The sequence below is a fragment of the Cytobacillus oceanisediminis 2691 genome, from assembly GCF_000294775.2.
Lineage (GTDB): Bacteria > Bacillota > Bacilli > Bacillales > Cytobacillaceae > Cytobacillus > Cytobacillus pseudoceanisediminis.
In genome coordinates this window covers 4504257-4530296 of the sequence record NZ_CP015506.1, presented here as the reverse complement: position 1 = coordinate 4530296, position 26040 = coordinate 4504257, and the positions used below count along the sequence as shown (strand labels likewise).

The 26040-nt window shown below is 42.0% G+C and carries 22 protein-coding genes and 1 other annotated feature; of the genes, 18 read left to right on the top strand and 4 right to left on the bottom strand.

Annotation, left to right across the window (positions count from 1 at the left end; genetic code table 11):
- Positions 1 to 311: 311 nt before the first annotated feature.
- The 5 genes from A361_RS22680 (at position 312) to A361_RS22660 (ending at position 6278) form a co-directional block, all read left to right on the top strand.
- On the top strand, positions 312 to 1631 hold the full coding sequence (locus tag A361_RS22680; protein ID WP_019383015.1) for a GntP family permease: 1320 nt from the start codon (positions 312 to 314) through the stop codon (positions 1629 to 1631).
- A 57-nt stretch (positions 1632 to 1688) separates the two neighbouring features.
- The gene (locus tag A361_RS22675) at positions 1689 to 2465 is read left to right on the top strand and encodes a 3-hydroxybutyrate dehydrogenase (protein ID WP_009333369.1); all 777 of its coding nucleotides are present in this window, start codon (positions 1689 to 1691) and stop codon (positions 2463 to 2465) included.
- A gap of 109 nt (positions 2466 to 2574) precedes the next feature.
- Positions 2575 to 2798, top strand: a binding site (T-box leader).
- 308 nt (positions 2799 to 3106) lie between these two features.
- Positions 3107 to 5524 (top strand): leucine--tRNA ligase, encoded by a 2418-nt coding sequence (gene leuS, locus A361_RS22670; protein WP_019383016.1) that lies wholly within the window; start codon positions 3107 to 3109, stop codon positions 5522 to 5524.
- A 164-nt stretch (positions 5525 to 5688) separates the two neighbouring features.
- Positions 5689 to 5994 carry a rhodanese-like domain-containing protein gene (locus tag A361_RS22665; protein ID WP_026041816.1) on the top strand — a complete coding sequence of 102 codons (306 nt, stop codon included), beginning with the start codon at positions 5689 to 5691 and terminating at the stop codon, positions 5992 to 5994.
- A gap of 101 nt (positions 5995 to 6095) precedes the next feature.
- Entirely contained in the window at positions 6096 to 6278 is a 183-nt protein-coding gene (locus A361_RS22660; RefSeq protein WP_019383018.1) for a sporulation protein Cse60, read from the top strand.
- A gap of 29 nt (positions 6279 to 6307) precedes the next feature.
- Here the strand turns inward: A361_RS22660 and A361_RS22655 are convergent, their stop codons facing one another.
- The gene (locus tag A361_RS22655; RefSeq protein WP_019383019.1) at positions 6308 to 7576 is read right to left on the bottom strand and encodes an NAD(P)/FAD-dependent oxidoreductase; all 1269 of its coding nucleotides are present in this window, start codon (positions 7574 to 7576) and stop codon (positions 6308 to 6310) included.
- Between the two features lie 382 nt (positions 7577 to 7958).
- On the opposite strand from A361_RS22655, the gene A361_RS22650 reads away from it, so the two are divergent.
- A complete protein-coding gene (locus A361_RS22650; protein WP_019383020.1) occupies positions 7959 to 9575 on the top strand; it encodes a putative polysaccharide biosynthesis protein in 1617 nt (538 codons plus the stop codon).
- 383 nt (positions 9576 to 9958) lie between these two features.
- Positions 9959 to 10678, top strand: coding sequence for a pseudouridine synthase (locus A361_RS22640; protein WP_019383022.1), 720 nt, complete (start codon positions 9959 to 9961; stop codon positions 10676 to 10678).
- A 64-nt stretch (positions 10679 to 10742) separates the two neighbouring features.
- On the opposite strand, the gene A361_RS22635 is transcribed toward A361_RS22640, so the two are convergent.
- On the bottom strand, positions 10743 to 10964 hold the full coding sequence (locus A361_RS22635; RefSeq protein ID WP_026041817.1) for a DeoR family transcriptional regulator: 222 nt from the start codon (positions 10962 to 10964) through the stop codon (positions 10743 to 10745).
- Between the two features lie 457 nt (positions 10965 to 11421).
- On the opposite strand from A361_RS22635, the gene A361_RS22630 reads away from it, so the two are divergent.
- The 5 genes from A361_RS22630 to dat all read left to right on the top strand — a co-directional run bounded on the left by A361_RS22630 (position 11422) and on the right by dat (position 17170).
- Positions 11422 to 12696: a M48 family metallopeptidase gene (locus A361_RS22630; protein WP_019383023.1), complete on the top strand. Its 1275-nt coding sequence runs from the start codon at positions 11422 to 11424 to the stop codon at positions 12694 to 12696.
- A 108-nt stretch (positions 12697 to 12804) separates the two neighbouring features.
- A complete protein-coding gene (locus A361_RS22625; protein WP_019383024.1) occupies positions 12805 to 13521 on the top strand; it encodes an ABC transporter ATP-binding protein in 717 nt (238 codons plus the stop codon).
- Entirely contained in the window at positions 13511 to 14689 is a 1179-nt protein-coding gene (locus tag A361_RS22620) for an ABC transporter permease (protein ID WP_019383025.1), read from the top strand. Before A361_RS22625 ends, A361_RS22620 begins: the two co-directional genes overlap by 11 nt.
- Before the next feature lie 104 nt (positions 14690 to 14793).
- Positions 14794 to 16212, top strand: coding sequence for a dipeptidase PepV (gene pepV / locus A361_RS22615; protein ID WP_019383026.1), 1419 nt, complete (start codon positions 14794 to 14796; stop codon positions 16210 to 16212).
- A gap of 88 nt (positions 16213 to 16300) precedes the next feature.
- The gene (gene dat / locus A361_RS22610) at positions 16301 to 17170 is read left to right on the top strand and encodes a D-amino-acid transaminase (RefSeq protein WP_019383027.1); all 870 of its coding nucleotides are present in this window, start codon (positions 16301 to 16303) and stop codon (positions 17168 to 17170) included.
- 54 nt (positions 17171 to 17224) lie between these two features.
- Here the strand turns inward: dat and cysK are convergent, their stop codons facing one another.
- Positions 17225 to 18157 carry a cysteine synthase A gene (cysK, locus tag A361_RS22605; RefSeq protein ID WP_019383028.1) on the bottom strand — a complete coding sequence of 311 codons (933 nt, stop codon included), beginning with the start codon at positions 18155 to 18157 and terminating at the stop codon, positions 17225 to 17227.
- Between the two features lie 254 nt (positions 18158 to 18411).
- Here cysK and thpR point away from each other — a divergent pair, with 254 nt between their 5' ends.
- The 5 genes from thpR to A361_RS22580 all read left to right on the top strand — a co-directional run bounded on the left by thpR (position 18412) and on the right by A361_RS22580 (position 24862).
- Positions 18412 to 18990 (top strand): RNA 2',3'-cyclic phosphodiesterase, encoded by a 579-nt coding sequence (gene thpR, locus A361_RS22600; protein ID WP_019383029.1) that lies wholly within the window; start codon positions 18412 to 18414, stop codon positions 18988 to 18990.
- Positions 18991 to 19264: 274 nt separating this feature from the next.
- Positions 19265 to 20242 (top strand): NERD domain-containing protein, encoded by a 978-nt coding sequence (locus tag A361_RS22595; protein ID WP_019383031.1) that lies wholly within the window; start codon positions 19265 to 19267, stop codon positions 20240 to 20242.
- Positions 20232 to 21221, top strand: a complete 990-nt coding sequence (locus A361_RS22590; RefSeq protein ID WP_019383032.1) for a diacylglycerol/lipid kinase family protein — start codon at positions 20232 to 20234, stop codon at positions 21219 to 21221. The genes A361_RS22595 and A361_RS22590 overlap by 11 nt, the downstream gene beginning before the upstream one ends.
- Positions 21222 to 21280: 59 nt before the next feature.
- Positions 21281 to 23431 carry a type I pullulanase gene (gene pulA, locus A361_RS22585; RefSeq protein WP_019383033.1) on the top strand — a complete coding sequence of 717 codons (2151 nt, stop codon included), beginning with the start codon at positions 21281 to 21283 and terminating at the stop codon, positions 23429 to 23431.
- A 657-nt stretch (positions 23432 to 24088) separates the two neighbouring features.
- Positions 24089 to 24862 (top strand): phosphotransferase family protein, encoded by a 774-nt coding sequence (locus A361_RS22580; protein ID WP_019383034.1) that lies wholly within the window; start codon positions 24089 to 24091, stop codon positions 24860 to 24862.
- A gap of 3 nt (positions 24863 to 24865) precedes the next feature.
- Here A361_RS22580 and A361_RS22575 read toward each other — a convergent pair whose 3' ends face one another.
- Positions 24866 to 25144, bottom strand: a complete 279-nt coding sequence (locus A361_RS22575) for a YtzH-like family protein (protein WP_009333350.1) — start codon at positions 25142 to 25144, stop codon at positions 24866 to 24868.
- A gap of 234 nt (positions 25145 to 25378) precedes the next feature.
- Here A361_RS22575 and trmB point away from each other — a divergent pair, with 234 nt between their 5' ends.
- Positions 25379 to 26017, top strand: coding sequence for a tRNA (guanosine(46)-N7)-methyltransferase TrmB (gene trmB, locus A361_RS22570; RefSeq protein WP_019383036.1), 639 nt, complete (start codon positions 25379 to 25381; stop codon positions 26015 to 26017).
- Positions 26018 to 26040: the final 23 nt, after the last annotated feature.

Here is a 26040-nt window from a genome sequence, read left to right as displayed (position 1 = left end):
ATCCGGAATATGTTCCAGAATTCTGGACTGTTTTCATTCTAGTAATTTTATGTACACTTAGTCCTACCCTTAGACGGAATTATCAGAAACTAGTCTATTATATCTGTGGACTTGTTTCCTTTGCATTCCAGAATTCTGGAAAAATGATTCATTAATTGTTCACGAGTCCCTTTACCTACAAGCCTTTCATGTTGGCACGACTCTTGCATTATCATTTCTCAGCAAGTTATTTTTCAGTTATTTTTTGCAAGCGTTTTCAGGAAGAGGATGAAAAGTTCTTTTCTTATTTTTAAAACAAAGGGGGAAATGAAATGCTAAGTATGATTGGATTAATAGGCGGGCTTGCCCTGCTGATTTACCTGACTATGCGGGGAATGAACCTGCTGGTTGTCGGACCGCTATCTGCCTTGTTTGTAGCTCTTTTTAGCGGCATGCCATTATTTCCGCAGCTGGCAGGTGAAGGGGAGGCCAATTTGGTCGGGAACTATATGTCCGGCTTTTCAGGGTTTGTAACATCATGGTACCTAATGTTCCTATTGGGTGCAATTTTTGGGAAGGTAATGGAAGACAGCGGCGCGGCCGACAGTGTATCCAAAATGGTAGTGGATAAGTTCGGAATGAAATATGCCGTTCTTGCCATTGTCGCTTCCTGTGCTATTTTAACTTATGGCGGAGTCAGTTTATTCGTAGTTGCTTTCTCTGTATATCCAATGGCATTAAGTTTATTTAAACAGGCAAATCTTCCAAGAAGGTTCATCCCTGCAGCACTTGCCTTTGGATCTGTAACTTTTACGATGACTTCTGCGGGTTCACCGGAAATTCAAAACTGGATCCCGATTGAATTTCTTGGAACGACTCCATATGCAGGCTGGGAAGTCAGCTTAATTGTCGCTGTGTTCATGATGATTTTTGGCTACTGGTGGCTGAAGCGGATGATCACAAAGGCTGTAAACAAAGGAGAAACCTTTGAATCCCGAAAGCAGGATCCTGTAACTGAGAATAAGGAATTACCGCACCCTTTTATGGGGGTTCTCCCATTGGCTGTTGTTTTAATTATCTCATTCGTATTCCATGATTCTCTTGCACAATCTGCACTTATTCTTGCATTACTGGGCGGAGTTATTGCCACATATCTATTGAACAGAAAGTATTTCACAAATTTCTGGAATGCTGTGTCTGATGGTACATTAGGCGCATTAATAGCGATTGGGAATACAGCTGCTGTTGTCGGGTTCGGCGGAGTGGCAAAGGCAGTTCCTGCATTTGCCACAGCAGTAGATTGGATGACAAGCATTCCTGGGAGCCCGCTGATAGGCGGTGCCATAGCAGTAAGTGTTATCGCCGGCATGACCGGTTCAGCTTCAGGCGGGCAGGCCATCGCATTGCCGATTCTGGCCCCGCATTATATGGACATGGGCGTCAATGCAGAAGCCCTGCACAGAACAGTAGCCATTTCATCCGGTGCTCTGGATTCCTTGCCGCATAATGGCTATGTCGTTACCACTGTACGGGCTATCTGCGGGGAATCTCACCAGGCTGCATATGGAGCGGTAGCGGCTGTTACAGTAATCGTTCCGCTGATTGGTTTAGCACTTGCGATTGTATTATTCTCACTCGGTCTAGGAATCTAATTTCGGCAGGGGCTCATAAAATAGAGCCCCGGCTTTGTTTTTGAAAGGAGCTTATTCATGGTACAAAATAAAGTAGTTTTTATAACCGGTGCAGCGCAGGGAATTGGCTATGAAATAGGCAAGAGATTTGCTGAACACGGCTCGAAAATCGTTCTGACAGATATTCAGGAAGAGGCTGTGAAAAAAGCTGCAGAAAATTTGCAGAATGAAGGTTTTGAAGCAATCGGGCTTAAATGTGATGTGACCTTGGAGTCTGATATACAATCGGCCATCAATGAAACTGTCAGTCAATTCGGTGCCTTGGATGTGCTCATTAACAATGCAGGGCTGCAGCATGTTTCCTTTATTGAAGACTTTCCTACTGAAAAATTCGAGTTTCTTATCAAAGTAATGCTGACTGCACCGTTCATGGCAATTAAACATGTCATGCCCGTCATGAAAAAACAAAAGTCCGGCCGTATCCTGAACATGGCATCCATTAACGGTCTTGTTGGATTCGCGGGGAAAGCAGCTTATAACAGTGCCAAGCATGGCGTTATAGGCCTTACTAAAGTCGCAGCATTGGAAGCTGCTGAAGATGGCATTACGGTCAATGCCATATGCCCGGGCTATGTGGATACACCACTCGTAAGAAATCAGCTGAATGACCTTGCTAAAACAAGAAATGTACCTATTGAAAAAGCGCTGGAAGAAGTCATTTATCCCTTAGTGCCGCAAAAGAGGCTGCTGAAGGTAGAAGAGATTGCAGATTATGCTATTTTTTTGGCTGGTGACGGAGCTAAAGGCATTACAGGACAGGCGGCAGTTATCGATGGAGGATATACTGTTCAGTAAATCAGGCACATTTTCTGAAAGATTGCATATTCTAGTTATTAAATTCCTGTCAGGATAAGCCTACTTGCATCCTGGCGGGAAATTTATTACAATAGTCATATTCCTATACTAAAATGCTTAGATAAGGAGCAGTAGTGGTGCAATAGCCCGTTATAGAGAGTTGACGGAAGGTGCAAGTCAGCCGGGCACATCATGAACTCGCCTTGGAGCAGCAAGTGTGAAGTACCAGTAATGCTTGCCGTTTTCCGCGTTAAGGATGAATGAAGCGAGTGACATGTTCACTAATGTGGGTGGTACCGCGGGAGATTTATACATAATCCTCTCGTCCCTTTTTTGGGATGAGAGGTTTTTTATTATATTTTTTAGGCTGTTTCGTAAAGTTGATTGCAGCGGAGGGCACTTGATCCTCGAAAATGCTGACGCATTTTCTTCGTGCGGTGCTCATTCATGGAGGGTTATTCAATGTCCTGCGGGTAGTGAGGAAAGTGAGAGACCCCGCAGGCGAAGCCGGGGAGGCTCTCATCTCTCCCGCGGGTTCGCTAAGTGCCTCGTGCTGAAATCAACGGGCAATATTCATAAGCCCAAAAACGGTTTATAAGAAAAGAGCCTGATTTTATTTTCATTAATAGGAGGAAACAAAAATGAGTTTCAATCATCAGGAGATTGAAAAAAAGTGGCAAGGCTACTGGGAAGAAAATAAAACTTTTAAAACAACTGAAGATAAAGGCAAGCGCAAGTTTTATGCGCTTGATATGTTCCCTTATCCTTCAGGCGCAGGACTTCATGTCGGTCACCCGGAAGGATATACGGCAACAGACATCCTTTCCCGCATGAAGCGCATGCAAGGCTATAATGTTCTTCACCCAATGGGCTGGGATGCATTTGGTTTGCCTGCCGAGCAATATGCCCTTGATACAGGAAACGATCCTGCTGAATTCACAGAAAAGAATATCAACACCTTCCGACGCCAGATTAAGGCTTTAGGTTTTTCATATGACTGGGATCGTGAAGTAAACACAACAGACCCTGAATATTATAAATGGACTCAGTGGATTTTCTTAAAGCTTTATGAAAAAGGGCTTGCATATATCGATGAAGTAGCTGTTAACTGGTGTCCCGCACTTGGAACAGTACTTGCAAATGAAGAGGTCATCGACGGAAAAAGTGAACGAGGAGGCCATCCGGTAGAACGCCGTCCAATGAGACAGTGGATGCTAAAAATTACGGCTTATGCTGATCGCCTGCTTGAAGATCTTGATTTATTGGATTGGCCAGAGAGCCTTAAAGATATGCAGCGAAACTGGATCGGCCGTTCTGAAGGAGCAGAAGTAACGTTCAATATTGAAGGCCATGATGGAACGTTCACTGTTTTCACAACACGACCTGACACATTATATGGTGCAACATATGCTGTTCTTGCTCCAGAACATGCGCTTGTTGAAAAAATCACAGCAGATGGGCAGCGCGAGGCAGTTCAGGCTTACATTGACAAAGTAAAGAGCAAGAGCGATCTCGAGCGGACAGATCTTGCTAAAGAAAAAACAGGTGTCTTCACTGGTGCTTATGCGATTAACCCGGTCAATGGCGAAAAAATGCCAATCTGGATTGCAGATTATGTTTTAGCCAGCTATGGAACTGGGGCCATCATGGCGGTTCCAGCCCATGACGAGCGCGACTATGAGTTCGCCAAGCAATTTGATCTGCCTATTAAAGAAGTCGTTGCCGGCGGAGAAGTTGGAAAAGAAGCATACACTGGCGATGGCGAGCATGTTAACTCAGGTTTCCTTGATGGATTAAACAAAGAGGAAGCGATTGAGAAAATGATCGCATGGCTTGAAGAGAAAGGCATTGGCACTAAGAAGGTTACTTATCGTCTTCGTGACTGGCTATTCAGCCGCCAGCGTTATTGGGGCGAGCCGATTCCAGTGATCCACTGGGAAGATGGCACAATGACTGCCGTGCCGGAAGATCAGCTGCCATTAGTGCTTCCAAAAACAACGGAAATCAAACCATCCGGCACTGGAGAGTCACCATTAGCCAACATCGATGAGTGGGTTAATGTCGTGGATCCTGAAACAGGCAAGAAGGGCCGCAGGGAAACGAACACAATGCCACAATGGGCAGGCAGCTGCTGGTACTATCTTCGCTATATTGATCCGAAAAACAGTGAAGCTCTTGCAGATCCTGAGAAATTAAAAGAATGGCTTCCGGTTGATATTTATATCGGCGGAGCTGAACATGCGGTTCTTCATCTCCTATATGCCCGCTTCTGGCACAAGGTCCTTTATGATGTGGGAATTGTCCATACGAAGGAACCGTTCCAAAAGTTATTTAACCAAGGTATGATTCTTGGGGAAAATAATGAAAAAATGAGTAAATCAAAAGGCAATGTCGTTAATCCGGATGAAATTGTAGCAAGCCATGGTGCTGATACTCTTCGTCTATACGAAATGTTCATGGGGCCTCTTGAAGCTTCCATCGCATGGTCTACAAATGGATTGGATGGTTCAAGAAGATTCCTTGACCGCATCTGGCGTTTGTTTGTGGAAGAGACTGGCGAATTAAGCCAGGGAATTCAGGACATTGAAGAAGGCAGCAGCCTTGAAAAGGTTTACCACCAAACAGTGAAAAAAGTAACTGAGGACTACGAAGGGCTGCGTTTCAACACAGCTATTTCTCAAATGATGGTATTCATCAATGAAGCATATAAAGCAGATGTGCTTCCAAAGATCTTTGCAGAAGGCTTTGTTAAAATGCTTTCACCTATTGCTCCACACATGTCCGAAGAGCTTTGGTCTAAATTAGGCCATGGTGAATCCATTGCTTATGAAGCTTGGCCTGCATATGATGAAGCCAAAATGATAGATGATGAAGTCGAAATCGTTATCCAAATCAACGGTAAAGTTAAAGCAAAGCTTATGGTTCCTGCCGATGCCAAAAAAGACCTATTGGAGCAAATCGCAATGGGCGATGACAAAGTAAAAGAACAAATTGACGGAAAAACCGTCCGTAAAGTCATCGCGGTGCCAGGTAAACTTGTGAATATCGTTGCGAATTAAGTTATATCAGATGAAACCACCTCTATTTGTCAGAGGTGGTTTTTGTATTTGTGTTTTAGAAACGTCCCGTTTATATTTTTCGTCCCATATAGGGTATTATAGAATTGGCAGCATTATTTAATGTTAAGTGCTATTTAAAAGGCTTTCCAGAAAGGGTGTTAGGATTGGACCGTATTGAAGAGATAACAACAGAAGAATTGCAAAAAAAGCTTGAAGAAGGGGAGAAACTTGAGCTTGTCGATGTAAGGGAAGATGAAGAGGTTGCATCCGGCATGATTCCAGGGGCGAGACATATCCGTATGGGCACGATACCTGAGAATCTTGATAAATTTGATAAAGATACGGAGTACATCATTATTTGCCGTTCTGGCAATCGCAGCGGAAACGTATGCCACTATTTGCAGGACCAGGGATATAAAGTCCGCAATATGACCGGGGGCATGCTGAACTGGCAGGGTGAAACAAAATAGAGAAGAGCGGAGCCGCAGCAGGCTTCGTTTTTTTTATGTTTCGGTTTTAAAAATTCAGAAAATTGTACAAACTGATAAAAAACTAAGAAAGGAAGTTTCCTGTGATTAAGGTAAAGCTATTTGATCATGAACATGAAAAAGACCTGGAAAAGGATATGAATCATTTTCTGGAGAAGATGGAAGAAAAAAAGCTGCTGGATATTAAATATAATGTTGCCGCAGTGCAAGAGGACGAAGATGAACAAATTTATTGTTTCTCTGCCATGGTTATATATAGAGCCTGATGTCTGAGGAGCATCAGGCTCTATCTTTATTATACAATCCTAGCTGAGACTGCTGCGTTTAATCCGGCTAACCTGCCTGTTACAAGTGCGGATGTAATATTATATCCGCCTGTGTAGCCATGGATGTCCAGGATTTCTCCGCAGAAGAAAAGTCCTTCCATCAATTTTGAAGCCATTGTTTGCGGTTCAATTTCTTTGACGGAAACCCCTCCGCCGGTAACAAAGGCTTTATCGAGAGGCAATGTCCCATTTACTTTAAACTGAAAAGATTTGCAGGCTTTAACAAAGCTTCTGATCTTTTCGTTTGAAATCGCAGCTCCCTGTGAGGACGGATCAATTCCGTTCTGCTCAAGAAGAAACAAAAGATATCTTTCAGGAAGCATCCCTTTTAAGAGATTCTTCATACTTTTCTTTGGATCTTCTTTGATCTTTTTGGACACTTCCTGAAAAAGAGGCTCTTCTTTTGTATCCGGGATTGCGTCCAAATTCATGACCACTTCTTTTAAATTCCACTTCTTCATCGCTCTCACCGCATATTGGCTGCAGCGCAAGACGGCCGGGCCGCTAATGCCAATATGGGTAAAAATCATATCCATCCGATGGGTTATAAGCGCTTTTCCTTTAGGGTTTAAAACACTAAGCGCCACATTCCGGAGCGACAATCCCTGCAGTATTTTTTCTTTAATAAAGTTCTCAGAAGATGTCAGCGGAACCTCGGTTGGGAAAAGCTCTGTAATCGTATGGCCTGCTTTTTCCGCCCAAGCATAGCCGTCGCCGGTTGAGCCGGTATGAGGGACTGATTTCCCTCCTACGGCAACCACAACTGAATCTGCTTCATATACATCGCCTGTTTTTAATTCTACCGATTTCACCCTCCCATTTTCATAGTGAACATCCTGGATAGGGCTATTCGTCTTGATATCGACTTTCAGCTCCTTCAGCCTTGAAATCAAGGCATCAACAACAGATTGCGCTTTGTCGGTAACAGGAAACATCCGTCCGTGATCTTCTTCTTTCAGCTTAATTCCTAAATTCTCAAAGAAGCGGATAATATCTTCATTGCTGAAAATGGAGAATGCACTGTACAAAAACCGGCCATTGCCAGGAATATGCTTAATGATCTCGTCCACTGGAAGCCTGTTTGTGACATTGCACCTGCCCCCTCCGGAAATGGCAAGCTTCCTTCCAAGCTTGGTTCCTTTGTCAATCAGCAGTACTTTTGCCTTCTGTTCCGCAGCACCGATTGCTGCCATCAATCCCGAAGGACCCCCGCCTATAACTATTACATCATATTTCATATTTTCACCAACTTATCTTGATTCGCTAAAAAAGCAATAGCTCCATTATAAATCAAATATCCTATTTCTAAAAATAATGCCCCATAATACGGTATTGCAAGTGGAATTTCCTCTGCAAGAAGAGTACACTACAAATAGTGTGTCTAAAAAGATAGAAAATTGACGAACTTACTGCGAATTGTTTTGGCAATCACAGGCTGTAAAAGCTGCATGCTGCAGGTTTTTAAATAAGAGAGAAAGCTTTGAAAGTCGATAACTGTCTGGCTCCACAAGGAACGCTTCGATAGCTTTATCATCGCACGGCTAAAAGCGCTGGCTTTTAGGAGGAGCGCCTACCGGGGGTGGGCAAAGCGCTTCCGCATTTCATAAAGGAAGGGATTATATGTCATCTAAGCTCTTAAAGGGAACCTTCATCCTTACGCTTGGCACAATTATCTCGAAGGTTCTTGGTTTGTTTTATGTTATTCCTTTTTACCAAATTGTCGGGAAGGAAGGGACAGCCCTTTATTCCTTTTCGTATACACCTTATACAATCTTTATTAGTGTTGCAACAGCTGGGGTTCCGCTTGCTGTTTCAAAATTTATCTCTAAATATAATGCAATAGAGGAATATGCAGTCGGAAGAAAGCTGTTCAAATCAGGCCTGGCGGTCATGACGGCAAGCGGAATCATTTCATTCCTGATCCTATTCTTCCTTGCTCCGGCAGTTGCCGAAATGACCTTGGCAGGAAAAGACGTTGAAGTTAGTGTTAAAGATGTAACAACTGTAATTAGAGCGGTATCATTTGCCCTGATTATTATTCCGTTCATGAGTTTGATAAGAGGGTTCTTTCAGGGACATCAGTCAATGGGTCCTACTGCTGTTTCACAGGTTGTGGAGCAGATTGTCCGCATCCTGTTCGTTCTTGCAGGTGCATATGTCGTTTTAAATGTAATGAAAGGTTCACTGACTGCCGCGATCAGTGTCGCCACCTTTGCTGCCTTTATTGGCGGACTCGGAAGCCTCGGGGTATTATTCTGGTATTGGTATAAACGTAAGCCGCATTTGGATAAAATGCTTGAAGAAGATAAAGGAACCGTTGACATTTCCCTAAAGGAAATTTATAAAGAAATCATTCTTTATGCCGCACCATTTGTATTTGTGGGTCTCGCGAATCCTCTCTTTCAGTTTATCGATCAGATAACATTTACCAGGGCGATGGATGCCATCGGTGAATCGAAAAATGCAGTTGCAGCCTTTTCTGTCCTGAACTTTGAGACGCATAAGCTGGTCATCATTCCTGTCTCGCTTGCCACAGCTTTCTCGCTGACGCTTGTGCCAAGTGTGACGAAAGCATTTATGGAAGAAGATAGGTCAGATTTAAACCGCCAGCTTAACCAGACTTTCCAGGTGCTTCTCTTTCTGACTCTTCCTGCCGTAGCAGGATTGTCCCTGCTTGCCGAGCCGGTTTTCACCCTGTTTTATGAGCATAAGGATTTGGGTACTGAAGTGCTAAGAACTTATGCCCCAGTGGCGATTCTCTTTGCTTATTTTTCGGTAACTGCAGCCATTCTGCAGGGAATCAATGAACAGCGTTTTACAATTTTAAGTTTGCTGACAGGCCTGCTTGTAAAGCTGTCATTGAATATTCCGCTCATAAAACTGTTCGAAACACAGGGAGCCGTATTTGCAACCGCTCTTGGCTATATCGTAGCTATTTTAATTAACCTTTTCGTAATTAAAACATTTGCAAAATATCCTTTCAAGCTTGTCTTAAGACGAGGAATGCTGATTGTATTATTTACTGCATGCATGTACATTGCTGCAGGCGTGGTTTATAAAATCACAACTGCCTTCTTATCGCCGGCATCCAATTTTCAGGCTATCATCATTGTCATCACCTGCGCAGCAGCTGGAGCGGGAGTCTATTTCTACCTAAGCTTCAGAACTAAATTAATCTATCTCCTGTTTGGATCAAGAGTCGATAGAATGCTTAAGAAGTTAAGATTGAAGGCTTAAAAATAGAAGGTCTCCGTGATGGGGGCCTTTTTTAAAAAATGTTTAGGATTTGGTTTTAGATAACAATATACAAAGCACTGAGTTGATTGGAGCGGAGGGTACTTGATCCTCGAAAAATTCTGGCGCATTTTCTTCGTGCGGTGTTCAGTCGAGGAAGTTTATTCAACGTCCTGCGGGAGCAGTGGGACAGGTGAGACCCCGCAGGCGCAAAGCGACGAGGAGGCTCACCGCCCGCTCCGCGGAAAGCAAGTGCCCCGTGCTGAAATCAGCGGACAGAATATTTACTTATAACAAGGATAAGAGAACCTTTTTAAAAGGTAAATCTTTAATAACGCGATTTTAATAAAAATCAGATTAATTAGGATTAAAAGGGAGGGGCAGCCATGAGAATTGACAAAATGCTGGCCAATCTGGGCTACGGAAGCCGTAAGGATGTTAAAAAGCTATTAAAGGATGGAGCTGTAACCGTTAATGATGAAAAAGTAAAGGATCCCAAGCACCAGGTCGATCCTGAACAGGATGCTGTCATCATTAATGGCGAAAAGGTTGAATATAAGGAATTCATTTATTTGATGATGAACAAACCGCCAGGCGTCATTTCCGCAACAGAAGACTCTCAATTTGAAACCGTGGTCGACCTGCTCGAAATGGAAGACCTTGTTTTTTCTCCTTTTCCAGTGGGACGCCTGGATAAGGATACAGAAGGGCTTTTGCTGCTGACTAATGACGGCCAGCTGGCACATCGGCTGCTTTCTCCAAAAAAGCATGTTCCTAAAACCTATTTTGCAGTCATAGACAGGGAAGTAACAGCTGATGATGTTGCTGCGTTTAAAAAAGGGGTTATACTAGATGACGGCTATGAAACCAAGCCTGGGGAGCTGGAAATCCTTAAATCCGGCATAACATCCGATATTGAGTTAACCATTACGGAGGGAAAGTTTCATCAGGTGAAAAGAATGTTTGAGGCAGTGGGAAAAAGAGTCATCTATTTAAAGAGAATCTCAATGGGCCCGCTTGAGCTGGATAAAACATTGGAATTGGGTGAATATCGGGAATTGACTGATGAAGAGCTTGATAAGCTGATGAATTATGAAGTGAGATGAGACGGAAAAATCGCCCTGACAGCAGGGCGATTTTTTATTTGTTAGGTTGGTTATGCTTTGAGTGTTAAGATGACATCTTTACTTTCTTTTGAGTTATGGTCCATTTGCCTCTGCTCGGACTCTTAACCAAGTCATTGTAGGCGAGGACATTTAAATCTCTTTGAATGGTGCGAGGAGTAATACCAAATTCCTCTACAAGCTCCTGAGTTGTTACAGTTCCGCGCTTACTTATAAACATGTAGACGGATTTTACACGGTTTAACATCCGGTTAGTTGAAGGTTTCAAAAAACCACTCCCTATCCTTTTTTCAAACCCCATGGCAATTTCCTGCAACCGACAGCTACATTGAAGGATTTTCCTTCAATCGTATGTAGTTTTCTTTTCCCCAGACAACCCCTTTGCATTCTGGTTATTTAGTCAAGATGTCATACCTCTGACTATATTGTAACGCTATTATCTGATTATTTCTACTTTAAGGATACAATTTTACAAAATATTTATAATGCTGCTTGTGTTTTAGTCTTTACGTTCCCCTCCTTTTTAATGTATGTTCAATTCCCTAATTATTTGCGATTAAACCTCAATGGGAAAAGGGACTATTACTATACCTTATGGCAGATGGGGCTTGAATTATGTACAGAATATTCAAATAATCTTTCAGGAAAGTTTCTATATCCTAAAATTTGTTTTTTGATTATAATCAATTGGTATATTTAAAAGAGATTGAAAGGAAGAAAGTGTAATGGAAGCTTACTCGCTGAGAGATCGCCTGGTATACCCGAAGGAAAATATTTATTTTGCATTCGTTGCTTTATTTAGTATTTTGTCTTATATTTTTCTCGCATTCTCTATTATTGGGATTGTGATTATTTTAGCATTAATACTTGTATCTCTTCTGTTCCATGGGATTATGATGGGCGGCATCAGAAGAAACGGAGTAAGAATAAGTGAGAAACAATTTCCTGAAATTTATGAAAAAGCAGTACTAACTGCAAAGGAAATGGGTCTGCAAGATTTGCCGGATATATACGTGATTGAGTCTGAAGGTGTCTTAAATGCCTTTGCAACCAGGTTTTTCAGAAGAAATATGGTTGTCTTATATTCTGGTATTTTTGAATTGACTGCTCGTGGAGCTGAAAAGGAAGTGCTGTTTGTCCTGGCCCATGAGTTTGCTCATTTAAAAAGAAAGCATGTTATCATAAGCCTTCTTCTGCTCCCTGCTATGTGGGTTCCATTCCTGGGGAATGCGTACTTAAGAGCATGCGAGTATACATGTGATCGTTATGCTGCCTATTATATAAAGTCGTTTGAAGCATCTAGAGATGCCTTAACTATGCTTGCGATTGGAAAAGAACTTTATCCTAAGGTCAATAAGCATGCATACATGGAGCAGCTCCAAACGGAAACTGGATTTTTTGTATGGCTGAATGAGAAACTTTCCACCCATCCTCACCTGCCGAAAAGAATTTATGCTTTATCAAAAGTTTTTGATGAAGAATCTGCAGTTGAGTTAAAAGAACCAAAGGGCAGGATATGGCTAGGGATAGCAGGAGCGGTCTTAACGCTGACTATTCTTTCCGGCGGACTCTGGGTTGGGTATAAATCACTTAAAAAAATGGATTTGTGGACTGAAACGGTTATGGGCATTGAAGGAGCTACCGCTCTAATGAATGCAGCGAGTGAAAATGATACTGAAATGATCCACATTTTATTGGCTGATGGGGCGGATATTGAGGAAATGGATGCAGATGGCACTACTGCCTTACACTGGGCTGTTTCTTATGGCCAGTATGACAGCGCTGCCCTTCTGCTGGAAAATGGCGCAGAGCCTAATACGGCAGATAACTATCAAACCACTCCTTTAATGAGTGCAGTATTTAATGAGGATACTGAAATGGCCATGCTTCTCCTGGAGTATGGTGCAGATCCCGCTGTGAAAGATGCGGATGGCTACACAGCCTATGATTACGCTGCAGACTTTGAAAATACAGAATTAATGGATATCCTCCAGCCATAATGAAACTGCCCCTTTCGGAGGGGCAGTTTTATTATGGTTTTAAAGAATATATGAAAAAGAGCAAACCTTTTCCAATTATATCCGTATGTATAGTCAGGAGGAGAGTAAATGAACTTATTAAACGTCGATATTGCATCAGCAGGCTATGAAAATGGAAAACCGATCATACATAATATTAATTTTGATGTAATGGCGGGGGAATTGATCGGCCTTATAGGTCCTAACGGGGCAGGAAAAAGCACAACGATTAAAACAATCCTGGGATTATTGGAACATAAAAAGGGGACAGTGAAATTTAAGCAGGGAGTTAAGTATTCCTATATACCTGAACGCCCCATCTTTTATGATGAGCTGACATTGTGGGAACACTTGGATTTTACAGCTGCCGTAGAGGGACTGTCGGAAATACAGTATAAGAAGAGGGCATCAGAGCTCTTGAGGGAGTATAATCTGTCTGAACACGCTCATAAATTTCCCGGCACATATTCAAAGGGGATGCAGCAAAAGGCGATGCTGATTCTTGCGATGATTGCCAAGCCGGATGTCTATATTATTGATGAACCGTTTATTGGACTTGATCCTAATGCTATGAAACTGTTTCTGGAATCAATTGAAAGAGAGAGGCAAAGGGGCGCAGGCATTCTTATGTCCACTCATGTACTGGATACGGCAGAGAAAGTGTGCAGCAGCTTTCTAATTGTGCATGATGGCCAGTTGAAGGCTTCCGGCTCATTAGACGATATCAGGCAGCAATGCGGTCTTTTGGCTGGTTCGCTTTATGATTGCTTTCATCAGATTGCAGAGGGAAATGACAATGAAAAGTAGTTCGCTCTTTTTTGGAAGGTTAATCAATAGCTGGAAGTATCAATTTGGTATTTTCCGTTCCGTTGCAGATTGGACCATCATGGTTTATCTCATTGTTCCCGGTGCAATCATTTTTGGAATGATATATCGCTCCTGGTGGTTGGAAACGCCTGAATGGATTGCAAACTTGCCAATGTTTCTCCTTTTCTTCCTGCTTTATATTTATTCATGGCTGGGTAACTTTCGCCCATTTATACAAGAGGCTGACAAGGTGTTTCTGGTGAAAAATAAGATCCTCTATTTGGGAATGAGAAAATGGGGAGTTGGCTATTCACTTTTCTTTCAGGCAGTCAGTACAGGCGCGATAATCGCTCTTCTTCTTCCCTTTCTAAAGAACAGTTATTTTTTGCAATGGAGTCAAATCATTGCCCTGCTGACTTTTTTCATTACTCTGAAATGGACGCTTATGACAGTTTCCTATTCTCTGAAAAGGATTGAAGGGAAGTTTAGAAAATATGTAATTGGCTTTCTGCTGTTTGTATTATTGAGCTGGTTCAGCCAGCTCGTTTATTCTCTGTGGAATTTCGGTGCAGACTTTCCGGTTTACATGATTTCGGCAGTGCTGCTTTCCGGCACTTTAACGAGAGTCTCCCAGATGCTGAAAGGGATATCGGCCGTAGACTTTGAAATTTTGCTTGAGCAGGAGGAAAAAACAAAGTATATCAAATGGATATTTATGATGGCTCCTGAAATAGAAAAGCCTGCTATTTCAATGAGGACAAAACCTCTATTATTCAGAAACTCCAGAAGAATCTTTAAGAAGAGAACACCCATTACGGGACTGATAGAATTATTCATAAAGATTTTCATACGGAATCCCTCCTTTATTTTCAGTTATTTTCAAATCATTTCTGTAAGCGCAGCGGGGATTATTGCCATTCCGCCACTATGGATAAAAGTAATTGTGTCGGGTGTCTTTCTTTTCTTGATGTATACATGGCTTTCTATTACTTGGGATAAATCCATCATGTCCCATCCCTTCACAAAAAAATATAGTGAAAAAGATTTCTATTTCACTGCAAAGAATAGAACGGTCATAGCCTTATTCTTCCTCGCCATTTTGATCTTAGGACTGATTGTAAGCGCCTTGACAATCATCTTGGCAAGGTTCGGCATTCTTGGTGCATAATAAAGGTATGCTTTTATTAAACAGTCCCATAAGCAAATTTAAGGCAAAATCGGTTATAATGGGGAAATCATAAATGTTCAAATCAGGATAAGGAGGTAACTTTTATGAACGTATTGGATTGGCAAAAAGAGGTTAATAACAGAAAAGACGCTTTAATTGAAGATACCCAAAAACTTTTAAGAATTAAAAGCCTGCTGGATGAAGAGAATGCAGCAGATGATGCCCCCCTTGGTGAAGGTGTGAAGGAAGCACTCGATTTCATGCTTGAACTTGGAGAAAAGGATGGATTCACTGTCAAAAATGTCGGCAGCCTGGCTGGTCATCTGGAATTTGGCGAGGGTGAAGAAATTGTTGGTGTACTTTGTCATGTCGACGTAGTTCCTGAAGGAGATGGATGGACTAGCGACCCATTTGGTGCAGAAATTCGCGATGGAAAGATTTTTGCCAGAGGGGCGATCGACGACAAAGGCCCAACAATGGCTGCATATTATGCTATGAAAATTGTAAAGGAATTGGAGCTGCCTTTAAGCAAAAGGGTCCGAATGATTATTGGAACAGATGAAGAAAGTGATTGGCGCTGTGTAGAGCATTATTTTAAACACGAAGAAATGCCGGCAATGGGATTTGCCCCTGATGCCGATTTCCCAATCATCTATGCAGAAAAGGGCATCTCTGATTTTGATCTTGTCCAAATCGGCCATACCGAAGAAACAGACAGGGAAGTACTGGCAGAGGTCGTGCATTTCCAGTCAGGAAGAAGATATAACATGGTTCCTGATTTTGCAAAAGCTAGTCTTGTAGTCCATCTTGAACACACTGAAGTGGTGCAAAGGTATATTGATTTCCTCAAAAAGACTGAGCTTGAAGGAAAGTATTACATAGATAACGGCGAACTGATTCTGGAGCTTCAGGGGGTATCGGCTCATGGGATGGAGCCTGATAATGGGAAAAATGCAGGTATTCTGATGGCGTCATTCCTGGCATCCCTTCAGCTGGATGAGAAGGCATGCCATTATTTTCAGTTTGTATCACGATACTTATGTGATGATTCCAGAGGAAGAAAGCTTGGCATCGCCTGTGCGGATGAGATTACCGGTGATTTAACCGTTAATGTAGGAAAACTATCATATACAAAAGAAAATGGCGGCCGCTTAGGCTTTAATGTACGTTATCCCGTCACTAACAATATGGATGATACGAAAAATAGGCTTCAGTCATTGATCGAAGACGAACATTTCAGATTAGAGAATTTCACTGATTCCAAGCCGCATCATGTGGAAGAAGATGACTTTCTTATCCAAACCCTGAAAAAAGTGTATGAACAGCAGACTGGCGAAAAGGCAGAGCTTTTAGCAATTGGCGGGGGCACATATGCACGTTCCTTGAAGTCTGGTGTAGCGTTTGGCCCGCTTTTCCCAGGCAGGGAAGACGTGGCACATCAAAAAGATGAATATGTGTTTATTGAGGATTTAATTAAAGCTGCAGCTATTTATGCACAGGCGATTTATGAACTTGCGAAATAGCTCTAAAACCTGATATGATGGCTGAAAGATTTTACATTAACAGCTAATAGATTAGACAAACAAACCATTTACAGGGAGTGTCAGAGAAATGGAATATGTCATTTTGAACGGTGATTTGATCGAACGCTCTGAAGCGAAAGTAGATATTGAGGACCGGGGCTATCAATTTGGTGATGGCGTCTATGAAGTAATCCGCGTCTATAACGGAAAAATGTTTACGGCAGATGAGCACCTTGAAAGGCTGCTTGAGAGCGGAAGGAAAATAGAGCTCGATATCCCTTATTCTATAGGGCAGCTTAAACAGATGCTTGCAGAGATGATCGAAAGGAATAATCTTGAACTTGGAATAGTATATATGCAATTTTCCAGGGGGACTTCTCCAAGAAATCATGCTTATCCTGGTGCAGACGTTGCACCGGTGCTTACAGCCTATACCCGTGAAACCTCAAGACCTGTTGAGAGCATGAGAAATGGTGTTAAGGCTAGTTTGATTGAAGATATACGCTGGCTGCGCTGTGACATAAAGAGTCTGAACTTGCTTGGCAATATCATGGCAAAGCAAAAAGCAGCACAATCGGGCTGCTTTGAAGCAATTCAGCATCGCGGGGATACGGTGACTGAGGGAAGTTCTTCCAATATAGCGATTGTAAAAGATGGGACACTATATACGCACCCTGCAACAAATCTGATCCTAAATGGCATTACCCGCCGTAAAATCAACGAGATCTGCAGGGGAAATGGAGTAGCACTTGAAGAATCTGCTTTTACAAAGGATGATCTGCTGGACGCGGATGAAGTCTTTATGTCCAGTACATCAGCTGAAATTACTCCGATTATAGAGATTGAAGGAAAGCCGGTTGGTAATGGAAGTCCTGGTCCCATCACAAATAAATTACAGAACCTTTTTGAAGAGGCAATTGAAAAAGAGTGCGGCAGTTTGACGGTTAAAATTAGATAGTTCTAAAACGAAAGACCCCAGGAGTAATCCCTGGGGTCTTGTCTTTTAACTTACTTATTCAAACTGAAAAAGATCGCTTGAAAGGTATCTTTCTCCAGTATCGCAAACGATGAATACGACAACATCGTCCGGCTTTAGCCTTTTTGCAACCTGGATGGCAGCATAGCAGGCTGCTCCTGAGGATGGACCGACTAATATACCTTCTTCTCTTGCCATTCTGCGCGTTGTATCATATGCTTCTTCATCTTTGATTTGATGGATTTCATCATAAACATCCGTATTGAGAATTACCGGAACAAATCCGGGACTTGTGCCGACAAGCTTGTGTCTGCCAGGCTTTCCGCCTGATAGGACAGGTGAGCCCTTGGGTTCCACAACATGTACTTCCAATCCAGTATAATGCTCTTTCAAAACTTCTCCTGTGCCGGTAATCGTGCCGCCAGTGCCTGCCGTGGCAACAAAGGCAGAGAGTGGTTTGCCGATTTCCTTCATGCCCTCAATAATTTCGACTGCTGTTGAATAGCGGTGTGCATCAGGGTTAGCGCTATTTTCAAATTGCATCGGCACAAAGCTGTTTGGAATTTCCTCAGCCAGCTCATTTGCTTTTTGTATAGCACCGGGCATTTTGTCATCTCCAGGAGTCAGGACAACTTCTGCTCCATATGCTTTCAAAAGGTTGATGCGCTCTGCCGTCATGGTATCAGGCATAACCAGAATGGCCTTATAGCCACGTGCTGCTGCATTCATTGCAAGCCCGATGCCGGTGTTTCCGCTGGTTGGTTCAATAATAGTTGAACCTGGTTTCAATTGGCCTGCTTTCTCAGCTTCGACAATCATATTATAAGCCGCGCGGTCTTTTACACTGCGGCTTGGATTGTAGAATTCAAGCTTTGCATAGATGCTTGCTCCATTTTCAGGGGCGAGCTTATTTAATTTAACAAGTGGAGTATCTCCAATTAAGTCCGCGAGATTGTTAACAACTTTCATCTGACTCTCCCTTTCAAATAAGACTGTAATAACAAGGAAGTTTAATACTTTGTTATTTTATGTCGATTTGTTTAATTTCATCCTAACAAAGGAAATCTATAACTATTCATATTATGTCCATCATACTAAAACAGACTATTCCAATCAAATCAAAAGGAATTGGAAGAATACTTAAAATGAGAGGTCAAACAGAAAGTATCTGCCAATTTTAACTGATGTTTGTTAAAATAAGTGAAAATATGGAGGAATCTCAAGTGTACAAACAATTGAATGCTCATTTTTTCTTTGCGATGAAATTACCGGTTGAAACAAAGAAAAAGTTGAAAGAATACTGTGGGAGTTTAAGTCCAAAACTGCCTTTTAGCCGCTGGGTCCATCAAGAGGATTATCATATTACCCTAGCATTTCTAGGGTCTGCACCCCAGGAAAAACTGCAGAAAGCAGCCAAGCTTGCCGCTGACTCAATCAGACACGAAAAAAGATTTCCTCTGCATATCTGCAAACTTGGCGTATTTGGAAAACAAGACGCACCAAGAATTTTCTGGTGTGGAACACAGCAGGACAAACATCTCCAAGATTTAAGATCGAAAGTATATACAGCATGCCAGGAAGCGGGCTTTGAATTGGAGACAAGACCATTTAAACCTCATATCACTATGGCAAGAAAATGGGCCGGCACTTTTCCGTTTCAGGAAAACATGCTGGACGCTTACAGTCCATTCAAGGAGAAGCCCCTTGAATTTGAGGCTTCAGAAGTCGTTCTATATCAGACCCATCTGGACAAAACACCGAAATATGAAAGCATTGCCATCTTTCCGCTCGTGGGGGAATAAAATAAATACATACTATTAATGAAAAACAGCTTAGGTGAAATTGCTGCTTTTGAGAGAATATAAAATATTTATCACTGAGTTGATAGGAGCGGAAGGTGGGGGACTCCAACGGGAGTAGCGCACCAGGGGAGACCCCGCAGACGCATCGCGTTGAGGAGGATCCCGACAGTCCCGTGGAAGGCGAGTGCCTGCAGCGGAAATCAACGGGCAAAATAAAAAAACTTAAATGAATAATTAGAGATAGAAAGTTATATACGAAAGCAGGGCTAGGAGAATGGGACAGTTAATTAAATTGCAGGATTATGTTTCACGTTACCAGCAAGACATTTTTGTATATCCTTCCCGATTTGTCAGACTAAAAAAACAGCAGTGGGATAAATGGCATAAAGCATGGGAATCAAATGATTCATTCAATCCTCAATCCGGGCAGCAATATACAGCCGGCACAGCGGAGTGGCTTGAGGAAGAAAAAGAACCGCTCATGGAAAAGCTAAAGGGGTTGTTAAAGCGGGGAAAAAATGAAGAATTAGAGGAATACGGGGCTTCCGGGGATGAATTGAAAAAGGAGGAAGAGGTGCTTGAATTTGAAGCCTCCTTTGCTGTGCGTCCAGAAACAATTGAGAATTTAAAACACCAGTTTCTAGACCAGCTTTTCCGATTCCAGATGAAATGGGCAACCTCCACATTAACGGAAAAATCATTTCCCGATAAGCATTACTATTATGATGAAAAGCTAAAGTATTTTCTGCAAAGATATCCGGATACGTATCTTGTCATGTTCAATCCGATCTTTCTGCTGAAAAAGGCTCCGGTGGAAACAGAAACTATTGTTATAAGTCCGACAGAGGTATGGTGCATCAGCTTTTTGGAGGAAGAAGATTCAGCAGTATTCTCAGGTTCGAAGGATAGATTCTGGACAAAAAAGGGAAAAGGGGAGGAAAAGAAGGTCCTGAATCCGCTGCTTGCATTAAATAGGACTGAAAAAATTGTCCGAAAAATATTTGAAATTCATTCTATTGAATTGCCGATTAAAAAGGCTTTACTTACCCGAAATGGATATATTGATTATCCGGCAGCTCCTATTGATGTTCAGTTAATCGATAAAAGGACCTATGATCAATGGTTTCAGACAATGAGAAGCCAGCGTTCGCCTCTCAAGCATGTTCAATTAAAAGGAGCGCAGGTACTGCTTCAATATTGCCAGACTGCATCAGTCAAAAGGCTGGAGTGGGAGAATCGGGATGAATCATGAAGATTTCCTCGAGGATAAAGCTCATAGCAGGGAAGAGCTTAAGTTCATTATTAACCCGCAGGCGAAAAATGGCTTCTGCCTGAAAGTCTGGAAAAAAGTTGAGCAGATGCTGAAAGAGGAAAATATCCCTTTCTCTGCAGCCAGGACAGAATATCAGGGCCATGCCAGGGAATTGGCAAAGATCTATGCAGAACAGGCGGGCGGGCAAAGATTATATCTTGTTGCTGTGGGCGGAGACGGGACGGTTCATGAGGTTATGAATGGTGCTGTGAGTCATCGGAATGTGACAGTCGGATTTATTCCGGGAGGATCTGGGAATGATTTCTCGCGGGGCTTTAGAATTCCTAAAGACCCGGCAGAATCTTTAAAAGCAATTCTTAAGGGGATCAGTCATTCTTCTGTAAAAGCTGATATCGGAATGATTAGACACATAGATGGGAAAAAAACATATTTTATTAATAATATGGGTGCTGGTTTTGATGCACTGATTTCCCGGAAAGTAAACAGTTCAAAGATGAAAGGAATCTTGAATCAGTTATCTCTGGGGAAATTTGTATACGCTCTCTTTCTTGTAAAAGAGCTGTTTACTTATAAATGCTCTGATCTTGAAATCGTCATTGATGGAAAAAAATTCGATTTCGATTCAGCCTGGTTTATTACTATTTCCAATCAGCCATTCTATGGAGGCGGTATGATGATTTCTCCGGATGCAAATCCTTTTGATGGAATTCTAAATGTTACGGTCGTCCACAATATATCAAGAATAAAAATTTTGTTTGTATTTGCCTCTGTCTTCAAGGGGCGTCATATAGCATTTAAAGAAGTCACAGTTCTTCAGGGCCAGAATGTCAGCATTAGATCTTCACACCCCATTCCTGCTCACGCAGATGGAGAGGCTTTAGGCAGCTCCCCGATTTCGGCCTCTGTTTACCCCGAAGCCATTCCTGTAATTATTGGCAATGGAAAAGATGGGTGTTGATTTTAGGAGAGAGCTGCTCTTAAATTACCGTCCGACTAAGTAAAGGAGATGAATTCGGAATGATAACGATTGAACGGACTTTTAATGCATACTTAGACGAAATGCACATCATTACGATCATACTTCCTTTCAGCTATCATCAGGGGCGTTCTTCCGGGTTCTCTCTCCTTACTGACTGGGAAGAAGAGTTTCCTGTTGAAATATTGAAAAGCATGCCGATTGAGGATGCCGTTAAATATACATGCAGAATAGAACATGAAGCGGAATTTGGGAAACAATATTGGATAGTGGACGAATATGGGGGAAAAACAGATCTGCAAATTGGCGCCGTTATTCGTACAAGTGATTTTGATGAGAAATTCTATTATGACGGTCCGCTGGGGTTCTCGTACAGCAAAGAAAAGACACATTTCAGGCTCTGGGCTCCGACAGCCGCAAAGGTAAAGCTGAAGCTTAAAGGAGCACTGGAGCAGGAAGCTGAGCTTATTCCGATGGGAAGAGAAGAGAGAGGAGTCTGGAGCTGTGAAGTAAAAGGCGACCTGGATCGTTTTCTTTATTCTTTCCTTGTATGCATTAACCTTGAGTGGAAAGAAGCTGTTGATCCATACGCAGTCTCTTCGGCTATAAATGGGGAATATGGTGCGGTAGTCAATATGGAAAATACAAAAGTAAAGAAGCCGGAGCTTCCGCCGCTTCCGCAGCCCACAGATGCCATCATATATGAAACGCATATTAGGGATTTTACCATTCATCCCGCGAGCGGGGCAGCACAGAAAGGCCTTTATTTAGGAGCGGGAGAGACTAATACCGTCGGCAGAGACGGGGAGCCTACATGCCTGTCCTATGTGAAGCAGCTTGGTATTACTCATATTGAGTTTCTGCCTGTCCATGACTTCGAAGGTGTGGATGAAAAAAGTCCAAAAGAAGAATATAACTGGGGTTATAACCCCCTCCATTTTAATGTTCCGGAAGGAAGTTATTCTACAAATCCTTTAGATCCCTACTCGCGGATCAGAGAATTGAAAGCCTTAATTTATGCTGTTCATTCCCAGGGAATTCGGGTCATTTTGGACGTAGTCTATAATCATGTTTATATTCGCGAGCATTCTTCTTTTGAAAAAATCGTACCGGGTTATTTCTTCCGGCATGATGAATATGGAATGCCGTCAAATGGCACCGGAGTTGGAAATGACTTTGCTTCGGAACGCCTGATGGCCCGGAAGTTTATTGTTGATTCCGTATCATACTGGATAAAGGAATATCAAATTGATGGGTTCAGGTTTGATTTGATGGGTATACTCGATATTGAAACGATGAATGAGGTTCGCCAGAATGCAGAATTGATTGACCCGTCTGTCATTATTATTGGTGAGGGCTGGGATTTGAATACCCCTATACCGGATGACCAAAAAGCAAGCATCCGCAATCAGGAAAAGCTTCCTGGAATCGGCCAATTCAATGACTGGTTCAGAGATTCCATCAAAGGCAGTACGTTTAATTTATATGATAAAGGTTATGCATTGGGAAATGAGCATTATTATGATGCGGCAAAGCAGGTATTGGCTGGAAGCATTGGCCTCGAAAAAAAGGAAAAAGGCATTTTCCTTTCCCCGTCCCAATCTGTAAATTATGTGGAATCACATGATAATCATACCTTATGGGATAAAATACAGGTTTGTTCTGAAAATGCGGATCCTCTTGTGCAGCAGCAAAAGCACCGCTTAGCAACAGCAATGGTCCTTCTTTCCCAAGGAATTCCATTTTTGCATAGCGGACAGGAATTTTTTCGGACCAAAGAAGGAAATGGAAACAGCTACCGTGCTCCAGATTCCATCAATAATCTGGACTGGGAAAGGAAATCCCGTTACTTAAATAATGTTGAATATATTAAAGGGCTGATCAGCATAAGAAGGTCAATTCCTCTTTTCAGACTCGCCAATGCAGAAATGATCCGGAATTCCATGCGGTTTCTGGATATTAAAAAACCTCTATTGGGTTATGTGTTAACAAGCAGTGATCAAAATGCCGAGTGCAGCCATGCAGCCGTGATTATCAATCCTTTAATGACGGAAGAAGAAATTTTTCTCCCGGCTGGGGATTGGGACCTTATTGCGGATGAACGTGAGGCCGGGATTTCCACTATCCGTAAGATTAACACCAGATTTGAAATGCCGCCATTAAGTTCATATGTATTGGTTTGCAGAAGATAGAAGAAGTCTGAGAAGCATACCACTGTTCAGTTCTATTATTTCAAAAATTATCCTTAATAAGAAAATAATGATGAATTGACCAGAAAAATCTTCATTTTTTTAGATGATATTCCGTAAACCTAAATAGATGCACTTGACGAAAAAAGCCAGTAAGAATAAAATTTATAAAGATGGCTATTGTGAGGGACTAACATCAATAGCTTTTTTTTTATTTTATATTCCCAAAACATTGCTGGTTTGTATTTGCTGATTACTTTGTGCTTTATAGGAGCTTTATTTAATTAACCTGATAAACAGCTATATTTGCGAAAATGCAATATAGTCGAATAGAACAAAACATTATTAAGCAACGGCCCTTTTATTGGCCATGGCAAAATAAGTCTTGCTGCAAAAAACAGGGCTTATTTTTCAACTTTTTATTATTTGAACTCGAGAATTGTCTAGCGCAAGCAGCCTACCCCTCGAGGTCACAAGCCGATTCCCCCAAAAAGGCAAAGGCGCCTTTTTGGGAGGCACGTCTTGTGCTTGAGGCCCACAGGGTGTGGGTCATGCAGACTTTGCCACAGGACGTGGCGATCTTAGTCTGCGTTCCTTAGGTGGGCAAGGCGTTTGCGCTATTCTACAACCAATGGCTTACTAAATTGCAGGTGAACAATTTTGGAACATTTATTTGGACATGACTGGGAGATTGTTCCCGCCGGAGGGGCGACAGGGGAAGCCTTCTATGCAAAGCACGAAGAGCAGAGGCTTTTTCTTAAAAGAAACTCCTCTCCTTTCCTGGCGGTTCTGTCTGCGGAAGGAATCGTCCCGAAACTTATCTGGACAAAAAGAATGGAAAATGGGGATGTTATAACTGCCCAGCAATGGCTTAATGGAAGAGAGCTAAAAGCTTCTGACATGAACCAGGAAAGCGTAGCAAAGCTTTTGAGAAAAATTCATTCTTCAAAGCCGCTGCTTGGTATGCTGACAAGAATGGGGAAGTCTCCGCTGCAGCCCGAAACCCTTTTGCGTTTGATTGAGGAAGAACTGGATTGTGATCTGAAGGAGCAGGCTGCTGTTATTCAGTCAGTCGATTTCCTGAAGAAAGAGGTTTCGCATATCCACTGTGAGGAAAATACGGTGTGCCATTGCGATGTGAATCATAACAACTGGCTGCTTTCGGAGAACAACCAGCTGTACTTGATTGATTGGGATGGAGCCATGATAGCAGATCCGGCCATTGATCTGGGGATGCTATTGTATTGGTATATTTCTAAAGAAGAATGGCCAAATTGGCTTGAGCGGTACGGCATTCAGTTGACAGATAATTTGCTGCTCCGCATGAAATGGTATGTGATTGCACAGACTTTGACATCTATCCAATGGCATAAAAATAAATTCAGGTACCAGGAAATGGAAAAGTGGCTTTCCTATCTGGATGAGCTCCTTTAAGATTTACGAAAATTGATCTATATCCTGTACCCATTGTGATAATTCATTCTGGTGGGATTCAATGTGAGTATCCAATTGTGAAGAATTGATCCCGTGCTGACTGTATTCATAAATTTCTTCTAATACTGTTTTTACGTTTTGATTAATATTTCCGTTGATCATTAATGATTTAACCAAACGTTCCAATTGTTCACATTCTGAAATAGAGCCACAGCAATCTGTCTGATGATTGCTTAAAATATCTTTTAATAAATTTAATTGATCCTGGTGTCCAAGCGGCATGAAAAGCACCCTTTCTATTGAAGCTGAAAATAAAAACAAAAGGAATTCACTTTTAGGTTGTGGATTCTTTTTTTTATTTATTCATTGGCGGATTGTAATTTAGGTGTTTGAGTGCCATTGGGTTAAACTACAAACAAGGGATGAACCACTATAGTAATCCCTCTAAAAATAAAGTTGCATCACTGCGACAGGCATGATATTGTTTGAACGATATTAATTTTTAGGAGTGTCAAAATGCGACAGCGAAATAAACCTTGGGCGAAAGATAAATTAGCCGAATATCCACAATACGTAATTTCAGAACCTGAAAAATATAAAGGAAAGTGGAAGGAAGCCTTCGATAAAGATCAGCCCCTTCATATAGAAATTGGGACAGGAAAAGGCCGCTTCATAACTGGTATGGCGAAAGCAAACCCGGAAAACAACTACATTGGAATTGAGCTCGCTGACAGCGTCATCGTCACTGCTCTGGATCGTATCATCGAGGATGAACTTCCAAATGTAAAGCTTCTGAATGTGAATGCCAATGATCTTCGGGATTACTTTGAAAAAGGCGAAGTCGATCGTGTCTACCTTAACTTTTCAGATCCATGGCCAAAGAAACGCCATGCAAAACGCAGGCTGACTTATAAAAGCTTCCTGGAGATTTATGAAAATATCCTTGGGGATAAAGGAGAAATACACTTTAAGACTGATAACCAGGGATTATTTGAATCATCTCTTATGAGTTTCTCCGAGTACGGCATGCTTCTGACATTTGTCAGCCTGGACCTTCACAATAGCGATTATGAAGGAAACATCATGACCGAATATGAAGAGAAGTTTTCTTCACGGGGAAGCCGTATATTCCGGTGTGAAGTTCAATACAGATAAACTAGTCTATCCGGATGGATAGG